An 18,933-nucleotide genomic window follows, 5' to 3' on the forward strand; every position below is an offset into this window, starting at 1 on the left:
GACCGAAAGTGCGATTTTGTATCCGCCTGTGACAGGCCCCGCGTTGCGGCAGACGGATACCCCAGCGATCTCGCTTCCCTATTGGCCGGCAAGGCTCTTGTGAACCACCTCGTAGACATCCCGCGACAATCCAGACTTGTCACGAACGGTCTCCAGCGCCGATTTCATCTGCTCGCCGTGAACCGGCGCGAATTTGCGCCAGCGGGTCAGCGGAGACACCAGCCTGGCCGCAATCTGTGGGTTGCTGTCATCCAGTTTTCGCACCTGCTCCGCCAGGAACTGATAACCGGCTCCATCCTCCGCGTGGAAGGCAGGGAGATTCTGGCCGGCGAACACCCCGATCACCGAGCGGATCTTGTTGGGATTCTTCCAGTCGAACGCCGGGTGCTCCATCAGTTCATGGACTTTGCGCAAGCCTCCGGTGCGGGTACTGCCCGACTGCACCGCGAACCATTGCTCAACCACCTGGGGGTCGTCCTTCCACTGCTGGTAGAAGTCTGCGAGTGCCTGCTCCTGCTCTTTTTCGTAACCGGAGTTCACCAGGGCACGAAGGGCTCCCATACGATCCGTCATGTTATCGGCCTCGTTAAACTGGCTTGTCGCCAGCGTCCGGCCCTCTTCATCATCGATGTGCAGGAGCCAGGCCAGGGCGGTATTCCGCAAGCTTCGACGCGCTACGGCCTCCGGCGTCACCTCGTAGTGACCGCTCAGGGTGTTGCGGTGATAGCAGGCCAGAAGCTCGTCCCTTAGCGATCTCGCCAGATGCGCAAGCACGCGTTCACGGGCTCTGTGGATGGCAGGTACGTTGGGCTGATCAGCCAGTTCGATCAGATAGGCTTCGGATGGCAGTTGCAGCATTTTGGCAACCAGCGCCTGATCCAGAGACGAGTCCGCCAACAGGCTGCGATACGCCTCAACCAGGCCGGCGTCCACGTTCCCATCGGTGGACGACACCAGTGAGTTGATGACGTCCACCGCCAGGCGCTGTCCCGCGTCCCAGCGATTGAAACCGTCCGAGTCATGGCTCATCAGGAAGGTGAGCTGCTCCCGTGTCCACGGGTAGAACACCCGCACCGGCGCCGAGAACCCCCGCAACAATGAAGGCACTGGCCGCTCCGACAAGCCGTGGAACTCGAAGGTATGACTGGCGTCGGTCAACTCCAGGACCCGGTCCGTTGGCGCATCGGCATCATCTGCAGCCAGCTTCAGTGGCAACGACTCACCCTCGGCACCCAGAAGGCCGATGGCAAATGGGATGTGCTGCGGCTTCTTATCGGTCTGTCCCGGTGTATCCGGAATCGACTGTTTGATGGTCAGGCGATAGATGCCAGCAGCGTCATCAAACTCATCCCGCACTGTCAGCTCTGGCGTGCCAGACTGCTCGTACCAGAGACGGAACTGCGACAGGTCACGACCACTGGCATCCTCCATGGCGCGGACAAAGTCGTCTGTTGTCACCGCCTGACCGTCATGCCGCTCAAAGTACAGGTCACTGCCCTTGCGGAACAGATCGGGCCCCAGCAGCGTATGGATCATGCCCACCACTTCCGAACCTTTCTCGTAGATGGTCAGCGTGTAGAAGTTCGTGATCTCCATATAGGATTCCGGACGAACCGGGTGCGCCATTGGCCCCGCATCCTCGGCGAACTGAGCGGTACGAAGCATGGTCGCATCCTCAATCCGCTTCACAGTGGGCGAACCCACATCGGCAGAAAAACAGGAATCCCGAAACACCGTGAAGCCTTCTTTCAGGCTAAGCTGGAACCAGTCGCGACAGGTCACGCGATTACCGGACCAGTTGTGGAAATACTCGTGGGCCACGATCGACTCGATGCGCTGGAACGCCATGTCCGTCGCGGTTTCCTGGCTGGCCAGTACGCACGAGGAGTTGAAAATGTTCAGCCCCTTGTTCTCCATGGCGCCCATGTTGAAGTCGTCCACTGCGACGATCATGAAAATATCCAGATCATACTCGCGGCCATACACCTCCTCGTCCCAGCGCATGGCGCGTTTCAGGGAGTCCATGGCGTGGTCGCACTTCTCGGCGTTGCGGGGTTCAACGTACATGCGCAGGTCAATGTCACGACCTGACATTGTCTTAAAGGTGTCCCGCTTCTCCAGGAGGTCACCGGCCACCAGAGCAAACAGGTAGCAAGGCTTCGGGAATGGGTCTTCCCAGGTGACAAAATGCCTGCCGTCGGCCAGATCGCCCTTTTCAACATCGTTGCCGTTGGACAGCAGGATGGGATAACGGGTTTTACCCGCCTCAACACGGGTGCGGAAACGGGCCATCACATCGGGCCGGTCAGGAAAGTATGTAATGCAGCGGAAGCCTTCGGCTTCACACTGAGTACAGAACATACCCGACGATTTGTACAGGCCTTCCAGGCGCGTGTTGTTCTGGGGTTCGATCCAGGTCACGACCCCCAGATTAAACTGATCCGGCACTTCATGAAGGGTGAGTTTGTCGTCACGGTCCTCGTAGGCGCTGCCCTCCAGGGGGTTGCCATCCAGGCTCACCGATTCAAGTGTGGTCAGGCTGTCGCCGTCAAGTTCAAGGCTCTTGTCCGAGGAATCGCTGTCGGGATTCCGGCGCATGGCCAGGGTACAGTGAACCCTGGCCCCATCTTCAAACAGTTCAAAACGCAGATCCACATGGTCCACCAGAAAGGCGGGCACGCGGTAATCCTTGAGGAAAATGGTCTGTGGCTGACTGGTACGCATTCACTTTCTCCAGAATTCGTTGGGCCGGGCTCAGTGGTTTGGGAAGACCCGGAAGCGGACTTCATAACCGGTGTATTTACGGATATTGATAACACCGGTATCCAGGATCAGGTATTGGCCCTTGATCCCCTGGAGCACGCCGTCCGCCGAGGGCGACTTGTCCAGATTATGAGTTTTTACCGTCCGGGGCCATACCTCGACCGGATATCTCAGAGCCACCCCGTCTTCATCGACAGCCCGGATACTGTTCTCACCGTGGGCGGCGCGCAATTCCGACAAATCGTCGGCGACCAGCTCCAGCATGCGGCGACGCTCTTCAACCAGATCCAGCTCCGGCACGTCGCCTTTAAGCATGGCCCGCCAGTTGGTTCGGTCCGCAACGTATTTCTTGCAAGCGACTTCCACAAAGCCCGCTAACTGGCGGGTAGCCACCCTGACCATCGGGATGGCATCGACGGCACCCTGGTCTATCCAGCGAGTTGGCACCTGAGAACCACGGGTTATGCCCACCTTGAGACCGGACGAATTAGCCAGATACACCACATGCTCAATCATGCAGTGAGTCTCTCCCCACTCCGGCTCACGGCAGGTGCCCTCATGGTAATGGCATTTTTCCGGGCTCATGATGCAGCTGTCACAGGCGGCCAACTTGCGAAAACAGGGATAGCAGTAACCCTGGCTGAAACTCTTGTTGGTCTTACGATCACAGTTGATGCAGCGTATCACGCCATCGAAATCAAACTGCAACGTGTACCCGACCATCTCATTAAGGGGGATGAGGGTATCGCCCACCCGGATGGTATAGCTGACCGGATCACCGGCCTCTGCAGGCATCTTGCGCAGGCGACCGGTCACATCAACCAATGCGGTCAAGACTTCACCTCAAAGTACTGATCTGAGCCAGCGGTACCGTTTGACGATTTCCCTGCTGTGCGCGACACGCTGGGATCGCACGCAGTCCCCGCCTTTTCGCCGCGGTCAAGGTAACCAACCCGCTCTTCCATCGGTGTGTTGTGGTGGTCTTCGTAATAAATAACGGCCTCCATGCAGATCGACCGCTGCTCGTCACTCAGTTTACGACCATCCGGCCACTTGCCCAGCTCAAGGGCGCGCTTGAGGCTCTGATAAACAGCGGGGTCCAGCCGTTTGATCAGCTCTTCGTAGGTCATTTCGTTCTCCAATCATTTGCTAGCAAAAAATGTGAGGAAACCCGTTGACAACAATAAACGATAATGATTATCATTAACTCACCAAATGACGAAGGTCGTATTCATTTGGTCTCTCTCATCAGGAGCTATACGCTCTTTTCATGCCCCGCGGTTTCGCGGGGCTTTTTTTGGTACCGGCAAAATGGCCGCCAGGGCAAGGCCAGCCACAAAGCCTCCCAGGTGGGCTTCATTTGCCATCTGCCCCAACCCCACCATTTCGGTAAATGGCGTAAAGCCAATCACCATCCAGGCCACGGCAAACGTCACCAGTGCAGGCGGGAACTGGAAACGGGGCACGCGTCGCTGGCTCAACCAGCAATAACCCAGAATGCCGTACACAACGCCAGACAGACCGCCAAACAGAGGCCCACTCACGATGTACTGCAATCCGTTGGACAGCAGGCTGGTCACTACGAACAGGGCAAGTAACCGCGCACGGCCATCGAACCACTCAACCTGACTGCCCAGGAACCACAACATGACGGAATTAAAGATGATATGGGTCCAGCTGAAATGCAGGAAATCCGGCGTGATCAGGCGCCAGACCTGCCCACCAGCCAAGGTAGAAGACAGCGCCTGGATTCGATCCGCCATGGTACCAACATCATAGAAACGCGGATCGACGAACATCAACAGGGTGGATAGCTGATTCTGTCCCATGGCCGTCACCCAAGCCATCAATACGGCCAGGGCAATCATGGCGAGCACCATGGGTGCGTGGCGTGGCGACGGCTGCCAACGCCCCCCGACAAACACCGGCGATTGCGCTGTCGTATTGACAGCGTCCTGCACCTCGGGTTCCTTCAGGAAGCGCTCAAGGGCCTGTAACACCGGCTCCGTATGCTCAGGGTTCTCCAGCCACAGCACCTGTGACCCACCCTCCTCGGTGATCCGGTGCTCCACCCCCTGCTCTTTCAGCCAACGACTGAAACCAGCCAGGTTTGTGTCGGTATCAATTTGTTTCACGCGATACACAGGTTACCTCGCCACGCTGTCTTCGCTGGTGGGATAGTCCGGCTGCTCCGGCCTCTCCACATCCACCCAAACGAACTTGTCACGGGACAGGGTACGTTCGCCATCCAGGCGATAGGCCACTAGCTTGCCGTATTTGACCGCACTGAAGTCGATGCAGGCCACATTGTGTTTCAGTGGTGCCGGCTCGCCTTCCATCCAGTAATGGCCCACGAACACCGGTGGCGCTGAAGCGGGATAGCTGATCAGCTGGCCTCGCTCAGCGTCCGTCAGCTCACGGCAGGCGACGTCCTCCGGCAAGGGGTCGGGCTGGAACACCACGTCGGCGTAGGTTTTCGGGTTATCAGCCCAGAACTTGGTGCGGAAAAACTCCCTGACGTAGCCGTCTTTACCGGTAATCTTCACGCCCGGCGGCAAGCGAAGATCCGTGCCGCGCAGCAAGGTATCCATGACCTGGCCGGCGAAGGACTCAATCGCCGCCGACGCATGGAGGAACTCGTCATCGATACAGGCACCTCCCTGATTTTCCTTGAATTTGGTGATCAGGTCGCTGTCCCAACACGCATGTACTGCCCGGAAATCCGGCTCATCGATAAACAGGGGAATGGTGTAGAACCACTCCAGAAACTCGTTCCATTCGTGGGGGTAATGCTCGAACTGTTCGAGGGTTTCTCGGATCAACCGGTCGTGCCGGGCATTGTGCTCCCGCAGGAACGTCTTGCCACTGCCGGGGCGGGCACGGGTGCAGTAGCCCAGGGCGTTGTACTCGTGATTTCCCATTACGATGCGGGCGGAACCGTGCTCGACCATGTCCCTGACCAGATGCAGTGCCTCACGGATACGAGGTCCGCGGTCAATGATGTCACCAATGAATATGGCCTGGCGCCGGGGGTGTTCATAGACACCGTTAACCTTGCGATAGCCCATCTGGTCCAGTAGCCGCACCAGGGTATGAGCGCATCCGTGAATATCGCCGATAATGTCGTAACCGCGGCTCGCGGATCTTTCCTGTCCTGGCATGTTGTTAGCTCGCTGCAATCTCACTGGCCCAGCCCAGCTTGTCCCGGCATGTGGCGTAAAAATTATGATCCGCGGGGTGAATCAGGCGAATCTTGAAGGGTTTCTTGGTGATTCGGATGATGTCGCCGGGGGCACAGGCAATGTTCATCTGCCCGTCGAAACTGATCTGCGGATAGGTTTCGTTTGTTTCACCGATCACCAGCTTGATCTCGCTCTTGCCGTCCACCACGATCGGGCGACTGCTCAACGTGTGCGGGAACATGGGCACCAGCACGACGGCATCGAGTTTCGGATGCATGATCGGCCCGCCCGCCGATAACGAATAGGCGGTCGACCCGGTCGGCGTAGCCACGATAAGCCCATCCGAGCGTTGGCTGTATACGAAATGTCCGTCGATGTAGAGGTCGAACCCGATCATCCGGGTCGATTTGCCGGGATGCAGCACCACGTCATTCAGGGCGGTTCCAAAGCCCAGCGGCTGGCCATTGCGCTCCACGTGCCCATCCAGCAGGAAACGGGTCTCTTCGATGTATTTCCCCTGCAGGACCTTGCCCAGCCGTTCCTCCAGGTCAGACGGAGAAATATCGGTCAGGAAACCAAGACGACCACGGTTCACACCCAGCAGCGGAATCTTGGATTTGGCCAGTTCCCGGGCAGCGCCCAGCAGACTGCCATCACCACCCACCACAATAACCAGGTCACAAATTTCACCCAGCAGCTTCTTGCTGGCCACCTGAAGACCATGACCAGGCAGCATGCTGGCGGTGTCTTCCTCAATGATCACGTGATAGTTATTGCTCACCAGATACTGTTTGAGCTGACGCAGCGATTCGACCACCTTTACGCTGCCCATGCGGCCAATCACGCCAATGTTTCTGAATTGATCCATGTAGCTTCCTGTGGGTGTCTGGGTTGGGCCGGGGCGGAGCTGATTCATCACCCGGGGGCGTATCAGCACCCATAGTAACGAAATACGGCCCGATTCTGAAAAAAGATCCCGCAGGAAATCGCTAGAGGCAGGTTAGTTGGAGTCCTTCGGCCGGTGCTGTTCGCAGCGATCATCCACCTCTGCCCGAAACTCAGCCGGCTGACTGATGCGCATGACGGGCTCACCACAGGGTTTACCGTTGGTAAGCTTATGATGGCAGACCGGGTGTTCATAGTGATCAAGCCATTGCCGATAGGCCGGCTCATTGAGCCCGCAACGCTCAGCAGCGTAGGCCACAGGGTTGCGGAAATAGCTCTCGATATCATCGTAAGGCAGGGTAATATGACCTACCCCGGCGTGGTAGGCCACCAGGAAGACCGAATGGTTTTGCAGATGATCCATGACTGAATTTTCGGTTGGCGGCTGGTGTCGCAAGTCATAGTTTTCCTGCTCCAGCACCACGATCTTTTCGTCCCTCAATTCCAGTTCGCGCTGACGGCGCTCCAGTTGCTCTCGCAGCAACACCACCTCGGCATCCGCCGTAGCACCCTCGCGCTCATTACGGGCCTCACCACTGGCGATCTGCTCCTGCATCATCAGGTACTGCTCATTGCGCTCAGCAAGGCGTTTTTTCAGCTGTTCATTGCTGAGTTTCTGGCGCTCATACTTCTGCTGGAGTTCGGCGGTTTCATTACGCAGGGCCTGCATCTCATGGCGGTTTTCACGCTGCAGATCAGACAGCGCATCGCGATGAACACTTTGCAGGGTTTTGATGCGAAGCCGCTGTTCCCGGATAACACGGGCAAGCCGCACCCGGTCTGCGGAAACCTCAGGTTCTTCCTGGGAACGGGACTCGGCACCCAACACAGGAATATCCTCTTCCGGCGTGGGCTCCACCTTGCGGAACCTCAGTGTGTTCGCATCCACGGCGCGCCGAATGGCCTGGAAGTGGTTGCTTCCCGGGGTCATATCAGGATCCCAGAAATCCTCGGCACTGGCAGACTTCGGGCATTGACTGCGACACACCAATCGAATCGGACCAGCACCCATATCCGGGCCCTTGGCACCTTTGCGGGCCAGTTTTTCTACGGGCAAGTTCCAATGGCTGTCAGCCCTGCCTTCCTCATCAAAATAGATTCGGAAGAAAACCAGCGAACGCACCAGAAGGTCGCTGCCAAGCAATACGTAAACGGCCTTTACATCGGTATCTGCCAGGTCGGACAGGCCAACGTAGCCATCAAGAAAGGCTCCGAACTCAGACGCACGCATCTGGCGCGACACGTCGCTGCCGTCCATGAAAAACACCGCCGAATAACCATCGCTTGCCTGGTCGGCAGACCCCATTGCTAACTCCCCACTCTCCAAAAACCCGACCGCTACACGACAAACACACCAAAAGTGTTCCGTTTTTTCGTCAGACACCAGAAACCGGCCCTGCACAGTGCGCGGGGCCGGCTTCAAACTGACAGACTTCCGGATAATAGTCTAGCGGGTCAAACCTCTGAAGGTAGAGTAAAACTGCAACGTTTTGTGATCAGGGCCCGCACGCCCGTGGCACTCAGAGCTCCGCTGCCAGGCGGCTGCCCTGATTGATCGCGCGCTTGGCATCCAGTTCCGCGGCCACGTCGGCGCCACCGATCAAGTGCACCTTCATTCCAGCGGCTTCAAGCCCACTCTGTAACTCACGCAAAGGCTCCTGGCCGGCACACACAACAATGGTATCCACCGGTAATACCCTATCCTCTCCCTGCTCGGCACCTTTCGGGGTCACCGTTATGTGCAGCCCGTCATCATCAATCTTGCGGTAGCTCACGCCCGGAACCATCTGCACCTGGCGATTCTTCAGTGAAGTGCGGTGAATCCAGCCTGTGGTCTTGCCCAGGTTTTTACCGACTTTCGATGCCTTGCGCTGCAACAGGTACACCTCGCGGGCCGGCTCCGGCACCTCCGGCTCCATGCCCTGAATACCGCCACGATGACCAACGCTCAGGTCCACTCCCCATTCACGCATGAAGTGCTCGGGGTCCAGTGCCGCCGAGGTGCCCTTGTGGACGATGAATTCCGAGACGTCGAAACCGATGCCACCGGCACCAATCACCGCCACTTTCTGCCCTACGGGCTTGCGACCCAACAGCGCATCCAGGTAACCAATGACACTGGGGTGATCCACTCCCTCAATCTCTGGCGTGCGCGGGCTGACGCCGCTGGCCAGCACCACATGGTCGTATCCACCAGCCTTGAGGGCATCGACATCCACACGGGTGTTCAGGCGTACGTCCACCCCGTGTTTGTCCAGCATGACCCGGAAATAACGCAGGGTTTCGTAGAACTCCTCCTTACCCGGTATCCGCTTGGCCACGTTGAACTGACCACCCACTTCGCTACCGGCGTCAAACAGCGTTACTTTATGACCACGCTCCGCCGCTACCGTCGCAAACGCCAGGCCTGCGGGGCCGGCCCCAACCACCGCGATCGTTTTGGGCTCGGCGGTTTTGACGTAGGTCAGCTCAGTTTCGTGACAGGCACGGGGGTTGACCAGACAAGAGGTCAGCTTGCCGCTGAAGGTATGATCCAGGCAGGCCTGGTTGCAACCGATGCAGGTGTTGATTTCATCCGCGCGGTCTTCGGCAGCCTTCAGAACAAGGTCCGCATCCGCCAGGAACGGACGGGCCATGGACACCATATCAGCATCGCCTTCCGCGAGGATCTTCTCGGCAACATCCGGCATGTTGATGCGGTTGGTGGTCACCAGGGGAATGCTGACCTCGTCTTTCAGGCGCGCCGTTACCTTGGTAAACGCGCCTCGAGGCACAGAGGTAGCAATGGTCGGTACACGGGCTTCATGCCAGCCGATGCCGGTGTTGATAATGGTTGCGCCGGCTTTCTCGATTTCTTTCGCCAATTGCACCACTTCATCCCAGGTACTGCCATCTTCGATAAGATCCAGCATCGACAAACGGTAAATAAGGATGAAATCGCTGCCCACGCGCTCGCGAACCCGGCGAACAATCTCGATCGGCAGTCGAATGCGGTTCTCGTAGCCGCCACCCCACTGATCAGTACGATGGTTTGTATGTGCCACGATGAACTGGTTGATGAAGTAACCTTCCGAACCCATGATCTCCACGCCGTCGTACCCGGCTTCCCGCGCGAGCGCCGCGCAGTTGACGTAATCCTCAATCTGCTTTTCGATACCCGCTTCGTCCAGCTCTCTAGGCTTCATCGGGTTGATGGGCGCCTGAATCGCGGACGGGGCCACCAGCTCCGGATGATAAGCGTAGCGACCGGCATGGAGAATCTGCATACAGATCTTGCCGTCGGCCTCATGCACCGCGCGGGTGATCACCTGATGCTTGTCCGCTTCTTCCTGGGTGTTCATCTTGGCCGCGTGCTGGAACACCGCACCTTCCACATTCGGGGAAATACCACCAGTCACAATCAAACCCGCACCGCCACGGGCACGTTCGGCGTAGAAAGCGGCAAGCCGATCAAAACCATTCTTCGCCTCTTCCAGGCCAGTATGCATGGACCCCATCAGTGTACGATTGCGAAGACGCGTGAACCCGAGATCCAACGGCTCCAGCAAATTGGGGTAACGTTTAACGCCCGGTGTCGATTCGGTCATGATCTCTCTCCTGTTATTGGATCGGCAATGCAGTGATATGGGCTCTAAATTAGCCATCCGACCCTTCCCAAACAATATCCCGAAACAACAGTTTGATATCCTGTAACGACTTGTCGGACAATACCTGCATCATGAAAGCGAGCACCAGACACAAAAACCCCCTCGGCGATATCAGCGTGCTGTACGTCGCCGTCATGGCCCGCGCACTTCTGGCCGAAGGCCGGGACCCCACAGACCTGCTGAGCCGGTTTGGGCTGGACGAACAGGCACTGGGAGCGCCTGCGGCCCGGATCAGCATCCCCCGGTTCATGAGAATGGGTCAGGCGGCTATCGCCCTCACCGGCAACCCCGCGCTCGGCCTGACGATGGGCCAGCTGTCTCGCCCCGTGGACGCGGGTATCGCAGGGCTTGCCGCCCAATCTGCCGCCACAGCTGGCGAAGCCATCAGCACGCTGATTCATTATTCCCTACTCAACAGCCGCAACAGCAGGGGTGTTCCCTGGACAGCCGGCAAGGGCCGTGAAGCGCATTTTTACTCCATCAAACCCTACAACGTGTTTAATTACTTCGTGGTGGATTCGGTCCTTGCAGCCTGGGCCCAATTCCTGAGGCTCATTACCGGCCACGACCGGGTCGTTGAACGGGTCTGCATTGAGTACCCTTCCCAGGGTTACGACGATGTGTTTGAACAGTGGTTCGGGTGCCCGGTGAAGTTCGGTGCCGAAGGCAACAGCCTCAGACTGGCCCCGGGAATAGCGGAAGCCGCTTCGCTACAGGCGCAGGCCGCCATGTTCGAGTCACTGTCAGGGCAGTGCGCACTGGAACTGTCACGTATCCGCGCCGGGTGGAGCACGGCTGACCGGGTGAAAGACCAGCTCCCACCCCTGCTACAGGGCGGCACTCCGACCCTGATGACCGTCGCCCATAAGCTCGGCGTCGCGCCCTGGACACTTCAAAGACAATTGGCAGAGGAGAACACCGGATTTCGGGAACTGGTGGACGACACCCGCAAGGAGCTGGCTATCGAGTACATACGGGAAACACGGGTATCGCTGTCAGAAATTGCGTGGCTATTGGGCTTTGCCAATCCGGCAGCATTTCATAAGGCGTGGCGTCGCTGGTTCAACACCAGCCCGGGGGAACATCGAAAACAGTACCTGGCGGAGCAGGCTGCCAAAGGTATTCTCTAAAAACCTGAAAGCACCACTACAACTCAGTGGCATCGTCCAGAGTATCGTCATCATCATAGTCTTCAAACTGACAATCCATCAGCTCTTCTTCGTAATCGGACATTGTTCGTCTCCCAAGTTTCAAACAGGAGAACGATAGCATGGACAATATTACAGAGAGATGAATCGGGAATGACAACAAAAAGAGGTAATCAAAGAAGGGAAAATGGCGGAGCGGACGGGACTCGAACCCGCGACCCCCGGCGTGACAGGCCGGTATTCTAACCAGCTGAACTACCGCTCCGCGTGAGCCGCCACCTCGGGCGCAATCAAGGGTGTGACTGCTCGGTGACAACGAGGGCGCATTATAAAGAGGCCGCCCTGCATGTCAACGTTTTTCATGAAAAAAGTTCGGTTTTCAGAAGGCTCTTACATGGCATCAACCATGGCATCCTTTCCCTGTGCGGTCTTTCGGTATTCGATAGGCGTCATGCTCGACCAACGCTTGAACGCCCGGTAGAAAGTACTGGGTTCCGAGAAGCCGGTGAGATAAACGATTTCGTCAATGGATTCGTCGGTGGTTGCCAGCAACTGCCGCGCCAGGCGATAACGGAAATCCGCCAGCACCTGGTTGAAGCTGGTTTCTGCTTCAGTCAGGCGGGTACGCAGGGTTCGGGGCTTAATGCCAAGACGCTCGGCCACGGCATCCAGAGTAACCTCGCCGCTGTCCAGCAGTTCCGCAACAATCCGCTCGACCTGTCCGACGATGTCTTTCTTCTCAAGACGGGCCACCTGCTCACTGGCAAACCGCTCATGGAGGTCCAGCAACTCCGGTTCCGCATGGGGTGAAGCATGGGACAGCAGGGTGGCAGGGAAATACAGCCGGTTTTCCTTGGCGCCAAATATGACATCGCAGCCAAGCACGTCGATCACATGCTCCTGGCCATGCTCACGCTGATGCTCAAACTCGATGCGCGACGGGTAGAAGCGGTCATCGGTGATCGATTTGAAAAAGGTAATCAGGCCCTGCACGAAGCATTCGTTGAAGTGCCGCAGACGGCTGACTTCGCTGGAAGCGGCATCCAGAACCATGCAAGCCTCGTCGCCCTCGATGAAGAAGTCGGTATTGGCAGCATCGCTCAACAGGCGCTGATAGTTCTGAGCCCGCCGCAGACCCTCCCCAAACGTCGGGCTACTCAGAAACAGATATTCCAGTACCTGCCCCTTGTAGGCCGGTAACAACTGACCCAGGTGGAGGCCGGCGTCGGAGTCACCCGACACATCCTCAACCACCTGCCAGAAATACAACTGGGCACTGTGAGGTGTTCTTAGCTGCTCGGTGTAGACATAGTCTTCATCCACTCCCAGCCGGGCAAAAATGGCATCTGTATCAATCCCTTTGCGTTTCATGGCCTGATAAATCAGGCGCAACATCACACCCGCATCGCGAAGTTCCTGCATAAAATCCCGCTTTATAGTTGTTTATTAATCGGCTTGGCCGGCCGGACAACCTTGCTGGCAAGCCAGGTCAATGCTCATACTGGCCGGGTTTGCCAGACTCTGAGACCTTAGTCTTATATTAGAGCATATCAGGCCACAGACGCACAGGTGTACCAGGAGAGATAGCAATATGACAGATACTTCAATCTACCACCGTCACCCGCCCGGCCTATGGTCGCTTTACAGCAAGGCCCTACTCCCGAAAACCAAGCCATCCGGCGACGAACTCAGAATCCCCGGCCTGTCCACCCGATTAATCGGTGTCAGTACGGCCAACGATAACCTGAAACGCTACCGGAAGGTATGTGGCTTCGATACACAGGCTAACGTGCCCATCACCTGGCCCCACATCCTGGCGTTTCCGTTGCATCTGAAATTGCTGACCGAGAAAGACTTCCCACTGCCCCTGCTTGGGCTCGTTCACCTTCGCAACAACATCACGCAGCACCGAGCCATCGGCACCGGGGAAACACTGGACATCACCGCACGGCTGCACGGTCAGAACAATACGTCGAGGGGCCTGGAGTTCGATCTGGTCACCGAAGCCTGGTCCGCAGGGAGGCTGGTGTGGGAAGAGACGAGCACCAACCTGTTCCGGCAGCCGGATAAAAGCAAAAAGGCCTCGGGCGATAAACCTCCCGAACTGCCCCACTACCCTGAGACCACCGACATCAGTGCCGCGGAATCCATTGGCCGGCAATACGCGGGGGTATCCGGTGACAGAAACCCGATACACCTTCACGCGCTGACCGCAAAGGCCTTCGGTTTCCCCCGGGCGATTGCCCACGGCATGTGGAGCAAGGCCCGAGTGCTGGCACTACTGGAACAGCAAAGCGGCTGGCGCCCGGACGCGATATCCGTCTCCTGCCAGTTCAAGAAGCCGCTGTTCCTTCCCGGAACCGCACAACTCAACTGGCAGGTGGGGCAAGACGGCTGGGTTTATCAGCTACTGAATGCGTCCGGAAACGCACCCCACCTGAGCGGCCAGATACATTGGGAAAGTTAAGTGGGGAGAGAGGTTACTCTGTCGGCTCTCCGGAGCCGTCAGTGGACGCACAGGGCGAACCCACGGCACCGGCGACCGGCAGGGTAAAGAAGAAACACGCACCACCGTGCTCGGGCCGCTCAAACCCGATATCACCGCCCTGGGCCTGGATCAGGGATCGACACATGGGCAAGCCAATCCCCATGCCTTCTTCCTTGGTGGTATAAAACGGCAGGAACAGCTTTTCTTCCGCATCGTCCTGCAGGCCAACACCATGATCGGTGACCGCCACACGGACACAGCCAGTGCCTGACATCGCCACGGTTACCTCCACAGGCTTTTCCGATTGGGCGCTGCGAGTGGACTCCAAGGCATTACGAATCAGGTTCAACGCAACCTGCTGTACCTGAATCGGGTCCGCAAGGACATCCGGCACGTCATTGGCCACCGAAATCTCGACGCCGCCCTCGTTGTTGCGGATATCCACTTCTGCGAACTGGCGGGTATCTTCCAACAGCGCCGCAATCGACAACACATCCTTTCCGGCAGCCGGCTTCTTCATAAACCGCCGGATGCGTCGGATCACCTCACTGGCGCGGTGTGACTGGGCTTCGATCTTCTCCAGCGTTTCCTCAAGCAACTCGTGGTCCGGCGCTTCCTTGGCTAACACGCGCTTGGCAACGCGGGCATAGTTGGTGATAGCCGTCAGTGGCTGGTTAACCTCATGTGCCACACCGGCCGCCATCTCCCCCATGGTGGTCAGGCGGGAGAAGTGGGCCAACTGCTCACGCTGCTCCTGAACCATGTGCCGGGCGTCGTCCAGCGCCCGCTCACTTTCAAGCTCAGCAGTGATGTCACGGAAGACCACAACCGCGCCATGCAGTTCATCACCATCCAGTTTCGGTGTCGCACGATACTCCACCGGAAACGGTGAACCATCTGCGCGTAACATCTCAATATCGCGCTGGTTCTCCGCAACACCCTTGGTACAGGTGGCATAGATAGGGAGTGACTCACATCCGTGGCCGGCGGTGCGGAAATGGAGATCGAAAAAACCCTCACCAATCAACTCTTCAACAGGCCTGCGCATGATCAGCGCCGCCGCCGGATTGGCGAACACGATGGTACCCCTGGCGTCGAGACCGTAAATACCTTCGCTGATGGAATTGAGTATGCGGGCCTGATCGTTTTCAAGCTGGCGATTACGGGCCTGAAGCGCCCGCTCAAGGCGGATTACCCTGGCATGGGTTTTCACCCGGGCAATCACCTCCTGGGCCTGGAACGGCTTGGAGATGTAGTCAGCGCCTCCCAGGGAAAATCCCCGGACTTTCGCCTGCAGATCATCCAGAGCGGAGAGAAACACCACGGCGCTGTCTGACGTAACCGGGTCTGCCTTGAGGCGTTCACACACCTGATAGCCGTCAAGTTCCGGCATCATGATGTCGAGAAGGATCACTTCCGGCTGATGGCGATGAGCAAGGTCCAGCGCCTTTTCACCATCGTTGGCAATGAGCAGGCGATAACCCTTGTCTTTCAGGGTCTCATAGAGAACCTTGAGGTTCTGCGGGTTGTCGTCAACGAGCAGAACCGTTACGTCTGTTGTCTCAAGGACAGCATCTGTCATAGAAGTACGGCCGGTTACGATGATGAATGCATGATGCCGGCCAAATCAGCGCGCGTCGATAAGGTCCTTTACGGACAGAACCATACGGACCAGGTGTGCCAGTGAATGCGTGCCCATCTTATGCATCACCCGTGAGCGATGAATTTCCACGGTACGCTGGCTGATCTCCAGTTCGATGGCAATGACCTTGTTCGCCTGCCCGGCAATCATCCGGTCCATGATTTCATGTTCCCGGGGCGTCAGGCTTTTCACGCGGCGCAGGATTTCCTGCTTCTCACCGAGAGTTTTGCGCTGCTCCTTGTCCTGTTCCAGGGCGGCTTCGATTTTCTGGAGCAGGGCCTCTTCACGATAGGGTTTCTGAATGAAATCGACCGCGCCCTCTTTCATGGCATCCACGGCCATGGGGACATCACCGTGCCCGGTGACGAAGATAATTGGCAGGATGGAGTGCTTTTCATTCAGTTTCTTCTGGAGTTCCATACCATCCATGCCCGGCATGCGGATATCCAGTACGATACAGCCGGCCATTTTTTCGGAGTAATCCTTGAGGAATGCGTTGGCATTGTCATAAGTCTTGACCGGCTTGCCATCGGATTTCAGCAGCAGTTCAAGAGAATCACGAACCGCCTCATCGTCCTCAACTACGTAGACCGTTTGCTGGGTATCAGTCATGTGCCTTGTCTCTCCTTTCAATGACCGCCGATCACACTTGTGAAACCGGCTGATGGCTCTCAGTGAATCGACGGATCTTTGTGGTCGTCCCGGGCATGCTCCTGACGCTCATGCTCGCGCATTTTTTCCAGACGTTGCTGGATAATGCCAAAAACGCTCTGCTTAGGGTACCTGCCTTTGTCATCAGCCTTGCCTGCCGGTTTACCGAGCAACAGCGTAATTGCTTCCTCGGCACGGCTGACCGCATGCACGGCAAACTGTCCATTGCGAACAGCCTGGACAACCTCCTGCTCAAGCATCAGGTTCTGGACGTTGGTGGAGGGTACGATCACCCCCTGGGTGCCAGTGAGTTCCCCGGTCAGCCTGCAAGTGCTGAAAAAGCCTTCAACCTTCTCGTTCACGCCACCAATGGGCTGAACCTCTCCGAACTGGTTCACCGACCCGGTGATCGCCAGGTCCTGCCTGACAGGCAGGCCGGACAACGCAGACACCAGGGCACAGAGTTCCGCCAGCGAAGCACTGTCACCGTCCACTTCGCCGTAGTTCTGTTCGAAGGTCAGGCTGGCCGACAGATGCATGGGATCCGTAACGGCAAAATGGGCAGACAGCCAGGAACTGAGGATCATCACCCCTTTCGAGTGAATATTACCTCCCAGCTTGACGTCCCGTTCGATATCCATCACACCGCCATCTCCATAATAGCAGGTAGCGGTGATACGGTTGGACAAACCAAACTCGAATCCGCCGGTAGAGAGCACTGACAACGCGTTCACCTGCCCAACACAGGTGCCCGTTGTGGACACCAGCGTGGTGCCATCGCGGATGGAGTCGTAAAACTGATCACGGATACGGCTGCTGCGATATTGGGCGCTCTCCAATGCCTGATCCACATGGGAGTTCTGGATCAGCTTTGCCCCCGCCTGTCTCGCCCAGTAATCAGACTCCCTCAGCAGATTGGCGATATCCGCTGCGTGCAGCGACAGCCGATCCTGATGTTCTGCCATGCGCGAACTGTGCTCAATCACACGTGCCACGGCTTTGTTGCTGCAATGCAGCAGCTTCTTTTCGTTCACCAGGCTGGCGATGAACTTGGCGTACAGGAGCTGGCTCTCGTCGGTACGCATCATCTCGTTTTCAAAGTCTGCGGTGACCCGAAACAGCTCAGCGAACTCGGGGTCGTATTCCTGCAACAGCATCCAGGTTTCCCGATCGCCAAACAGTACGATCTTTACGTCCAGCGGAATGGCTTCGGGTTCCAATGAAATCGTGCCTGACAGGGTCAGCTCCCGTTCCAGCGAGTTGATCTGGATGGACTTGGATCGCAAGGCACGCTTCAGCCCGTCCCAGACAAATGGCTGCTCAAGCACCTTGATCGCATCCATCAGCAGATACCCCCCGTTGGCACGGTGAATACTGCCAGGGCGTATGAGCGAGAAGTCGGTAAACACCGAACCCTTGAAGGTTACGCTTTCCACGTAGCCAAACAGGTTGTGGTAGGTGGGATTGTCCTCGACCACAACCGGCACTTCGTCGGTTTTCTGGTGAACCAGCACATTGACCAGATAGCGCCGGGGCATTTTTTTATCCAGCGACGCATAGGCGATGGCCGCCTGCTCTTCATTGTCTTCCAGAAAAATTTCCAGGCTCTCGGACAGATCCTTACGCACTTCCTCGAAGTACGAAACCACCTCCGGCATATCCCTGTATTTCTCGATCAACTCGTCGATCTGGTGGCCGGAGATGCTTTCCAGTGTTTCCTCGTTGAGCGCCTGCTGGCTTTCGGCGTATTCCTGCTCCCAATCCGCCAGTTTGCGTAGGGCCTGACGCAGCTTTTTCTCGAGCTTGTTGATGTCATTCTCGAACTTGTCCCGCTGAGCTTCTGTCAACGCCTGGAAGGATTCAGCGGTATGGGGTTCCTCGCCATTCATCGCCACCAGCCGATAGCCGCCGGGTGTCGTAATATTCAGGCTGACCTTCTTTCGCTTGGCCTGGGCTGCCACCTTCTCCAGTTCATCTTCCTGCTTCTTGGCATACCCGTTTTTCAGCTGCTCAGCACGCTCAAGGAAACTGTCGCTGTCGAACGTCTGGGGGATCATCTTCATCAGACGCCCCATCAACTTTTCCATATCCTGTTTGAGCTCGGTGCCCTTACCGGCGGGCAACTGAAGAACACGGGGAATTCGTGGTTCCTCGAAGTTGGCGACATAACACCAGTCGTGGCTCTGATTCTCAGTGTCCACGTGATGCTCCAGATAACGGAGCATCATCGTGCGCTTGCCTAAGCCGTTACGGCCCACGGCATAGACGTTGTAACCGCCATGAGGCATGGCAAGCGCAAAACGCACCGCTGCCTGGGCCCGATTCTGGCCAACAATTTCCGCCAGGGGCTCGAGCTGTCGCGTGGTCTTGAACGGTAGATCTTTTAAAACACAGGCTTTGTAGAGCTGGTTCAGGGACAGTGACTTCAAGGTTCGGTCCTGTAACGGTATGAAAGCATTTTGGTTAT

General features: G+C 57.3%; 14 protein-coding genes and 1 tRNA gene. 2 read left to right on the top strand and 13 right to left on the bottom strand.

Going from position 1 to position 18,933, the window contains the following annotated elements; translation table 11 throughout:
* Positions 1-78: 78 nt before the first annotated feature.
* The 8 genes from pepN to SIC19_RS03345 all read right to left on the bottom strand — a co-directional run bounded on the left by pepN (position 79) and on the right by SIC19_RS03345 (position 10,477).
* Complete coding sequence (gene pepN / locus SIC19_RS03310) at positions 79-2,724, bottom strand: aminopeptidase N (protein ID WP_126810397.1); 2,646 nt, start codon at positions 2,722-2,724, stop codon at positions 79-81.
* 30 nt (positions 2,725-2,754) lie between these two features.
* Positions 2,755-3,558 (bottom strand): DUF2797 domain-containing protein, encoded by an 804-nt coding sequence (locus SIC19_RS03315; RefSeq protein WP_412535603.1) that lies wholly within the window; start codon positions 3,556-3,558, stop codon positions 2,755-2,757.
* 35 nt (positions 3,559-3,593) lie between these two features.
* Positions 3,594-3,893 (bottom strand): YeaC family protein, encoded by a 300-nt coding sequence (locus SIC19_RS03320; protein WP_036204593.1) that lies wholly within the window; start codon positions 3,891-3,893, stop codon positions 3,594-3,596.
* A 138-nt stretch (positions 3,894-4,031) separates the two neighbouring features.
* On the bottom strand, positions 4,032-4,907 hold the full coding sequence (locus SIC19_RS03325; RefSeq protein ID WP_075195586.1) for a rhomboid family intramembrane serine protease: 876 nt from the start codon (positions 4,905-4,907) through the stop codon (positions 4,032-4,034).
* A 3-nt stretch (positions 4,908-4,910) separates the two neighbouring features.
* A complete protein-coding gene (locus SIC19_RS03330) occupies positions 4,911-5,924 on the bottom strand; it encodes a metallophosphoesterase (protein WP_036204586.1) in 1,014 nt (337 codons plus the stop codon).
* Positions 5,925-5,928: 4 nt separating this feature from the next.
* A complete protein-coding gene (locus SIC19_RS03335; protein WP_007151855.1) occupies positions 5,929-6,813 on the bottom strand; it encodes an NAD(+) kinase in 885 nt (294 codons plus the stop codon).
* Positions 6,814-6,945: 132 nt separating this feature from the next.
* Complete coding sequence (locus SIC19_RS03340; protein ID WP_041334726.1) at positions 6,946-8,196, bottom strand: DNA repair protein; 1,251 nt, start codon at positions 8,194-8,196, stop codon at positions 6,946-6,948.
* Positions 8,197-8,410: 214 nt separating this feature from the next.
* Positions 8,411-10,477, bottom strand: coding sequence for an FAD-dependent oxidoreductase (locus SIC19_RS03345; protein ID WP_127400826.1), 2,067 nt, complete (start codon positions 10,475-10,477; stop codon positions 8,411-8,413).
* Between the two features lie 131 nt (positions 10,478-10,608).
* On the opposite strand from SIC19_RS03345, the gene SIC19_RS03350 reads away from it, so the two are divergent.
* Positions 10,609-11,667, top strand: coding sequence for an AraC family transcriptional regulator (locus SIC19_RS03350; RefSeq protein ID WP_126810399.1), 1,059 nt, complete (start codon positions 10,609-10,611; stop codon positions 11,665-11,667).
* Positions 11,668-11,873: 206 nt separating this feature from the next.
* Here the strand turns inward: SIC19_RS03350 and SIC19_RS03355 are convergent.
* Both SIC19_RS03355 and SIC19_RS03360 read right to left on the bottom strand, forming a co-directional pair.
* Positions 11,874-11,950: transfer RNA gene (locus tag SIC19_RS03355), tRNA-Asp, on the bottom strand.
* 125 nt (positions 11,951-12,075) lie between these two features.
* On the bottom strand, positions 12,076-13,107 hold the full coding sequence (locus SIC19_RS03360; RefSeq protein WP_127400825.1) for an AraC family transcriptional regulator: 1,032 nt from the start codon (positions 13,105-13,107) through the stop codon (positions 12,076-12,078).
* A gap of 169 nt (positions 13,108-13,276) precedes the next feature.
* On the opposite strand from SIC19_RS03360, the gene SIC19_RS03365 reads away from it, so the two are divergent.
* A complete protein-coding gene (locus SIC19_RS03365) occupies positions 13,277-14,152 on the top strand; it encodes a MaoC family dehydratase (RefSeq protein WP_127400824.1) in 876 nt (291 codons plus the stop codon).
* A gap of 13 nt (positions 14,153-14,165) precedes the next feature.
* On the opposite strand, the gene SIC19_RS03370 is transcribed toward SIC19_RS03365, so the two are convergent.
* From SIC19_RS03370 to SIC19_RS03380, 3 genes are read right to left on the bottom strand one after another with little or no spacing between them, the layout of a single operon-like run.
* Complete coding sequence (locus SIC19_RS03370) at positions 14,166-15,755, bottom strand: response regulator (protein ID WP_126810400.1); 1,590 nt, start codon at positions 15,753-15,755, stop codon at positions 14,166-14,168.
* 45 nt (positions 15,756-15,800) lie between these two features.
* Positions 15,801-16,427: a response regulator FixJ gene (gene fixJ / locus SIC19_RS03375; RefSeq protein ID WP_007151863.1), complete on the bottom strand. Its 627-nt coding sequence runs from the start codon at positions 16,425-16,427 to the stop codon at positions 15,801-15,803.
* A gap of 59 nt (positions 16,428-16,486) precedes the next feature.
* The gene (locus SIC19_RS03380) at positions 16,487-18,895 is read right to left on the bottom strand and encodes a Lon protease family protein (RefSeq protein WP_126810401.1); all 2,409 of its coding nucleotides are present in this window, start codon (positions 18,893-18,895) and stop codon (positions 16,487-16,489) included.
* Positions 18,896-18,933 lie beyond the last annotated feature (38 nt).

The sequence above is a fragment of the Marinobacter sp. MIT930201 genome, assembly GCF_047122665.1.
Lineage (GTDB): Bacteria > Pseudomonadota > Gammaproteobacteria > Pseudomonadales > Oleiphilaceae > Marinobacter > Marinobacter salarius.

What these genes read in the sequence shown, in the direction of transcription:
- SIC19_RS03350 (WP_126810399.1), top strand. Translation starts at nt 10,609, where the DNA reads ATGAAAGCGAGCACCAGACACAAAAACCCCCTCGGCGATATCAGCGTG.
- SIC19_RS03315 (WP_412535603.1), bottom strand. Translation starts at nt 3,558, where the DNA reads ATGCCTGCAGAGGCCGGTGATCCGGTCAGCTATACCATCCGGGTGGGC.
- SIC19_RS03320 (WP_036204593.1), bottom strand. Translation starts at nt 3,893, where the DNA reads ATGACCTACGAAGAGCTGATCAAACGGCTGGACCCCGCTGTTTATCAG.
- SIC19_RS03345 (WP_127400826.1), bottom strand. Translation starts at nt 10,477, where the DNA reads ATGACCGAATCGACACCGGGCGTTAAACGTTACCCCAATTTGCTGGAG.
- SIC19_RS03360 (WP_127400825.1), bottom strand. Translation starts at nt 13,107, where the DNA reads ATGCAGGAACTTCGCGATGCGGGTGTGATGTTGCGCCTGATTTATCAG.
- pepN (WP_126810397.1), bottom strand. Translation starts at nt 2,724, where the DNA reads ATGCGTACCAGTCAGCCACAGACCATTTTCCTCAAGGATTACCGCGTG.
- SIC19_RS03340 (WP_041334726.1), bottom strand. Translation starts at nt 8,196, where the DNA reads ATGGGGTCTGCCGACCAGGCAAGCGATGGTTATTCGGCGGTGTTTTTC.
- fixJ (WP_007151863.1), bottom strand. Translation starts at nt 16,427, where the DNA reads ATGACTGATACCCAGCAAACGGTCTACGTAGTTGAGGACGATGAGGCG.
- SIC19_RS03370 (WP_126810400.1), bottom strand. Translation starts at nt 15,755, where the DNA reads ATGACAGATGCTGTCCTTGAGACAACAGACGTAACGGTTCTGCTCGTT.
- SIC19_RS03330 (WP_036204586.1), bottom strand. Translation starts at nt 5,924, where the DNA reads ATGCCAGGACAGGAAAGATCCGCGAGCCGCGGTTACGACATTATCGGC.
- SIC19_RS03365 (WP_127400824.1), top strand. Translation starts at nt 13,277, where the DNA reads ATGACAGATACTTCAATCTACCACCGTCACCCGCCCGGCCTATGGTCG.
- SIC19_RS03335 (WP_007151855.1), bottom strand. Translation starts at nt 6,813, where the DNA reads ATGGATCAATTCAGAAACATTGGCGTGATTGGCCGCATGGGCAGCGTA.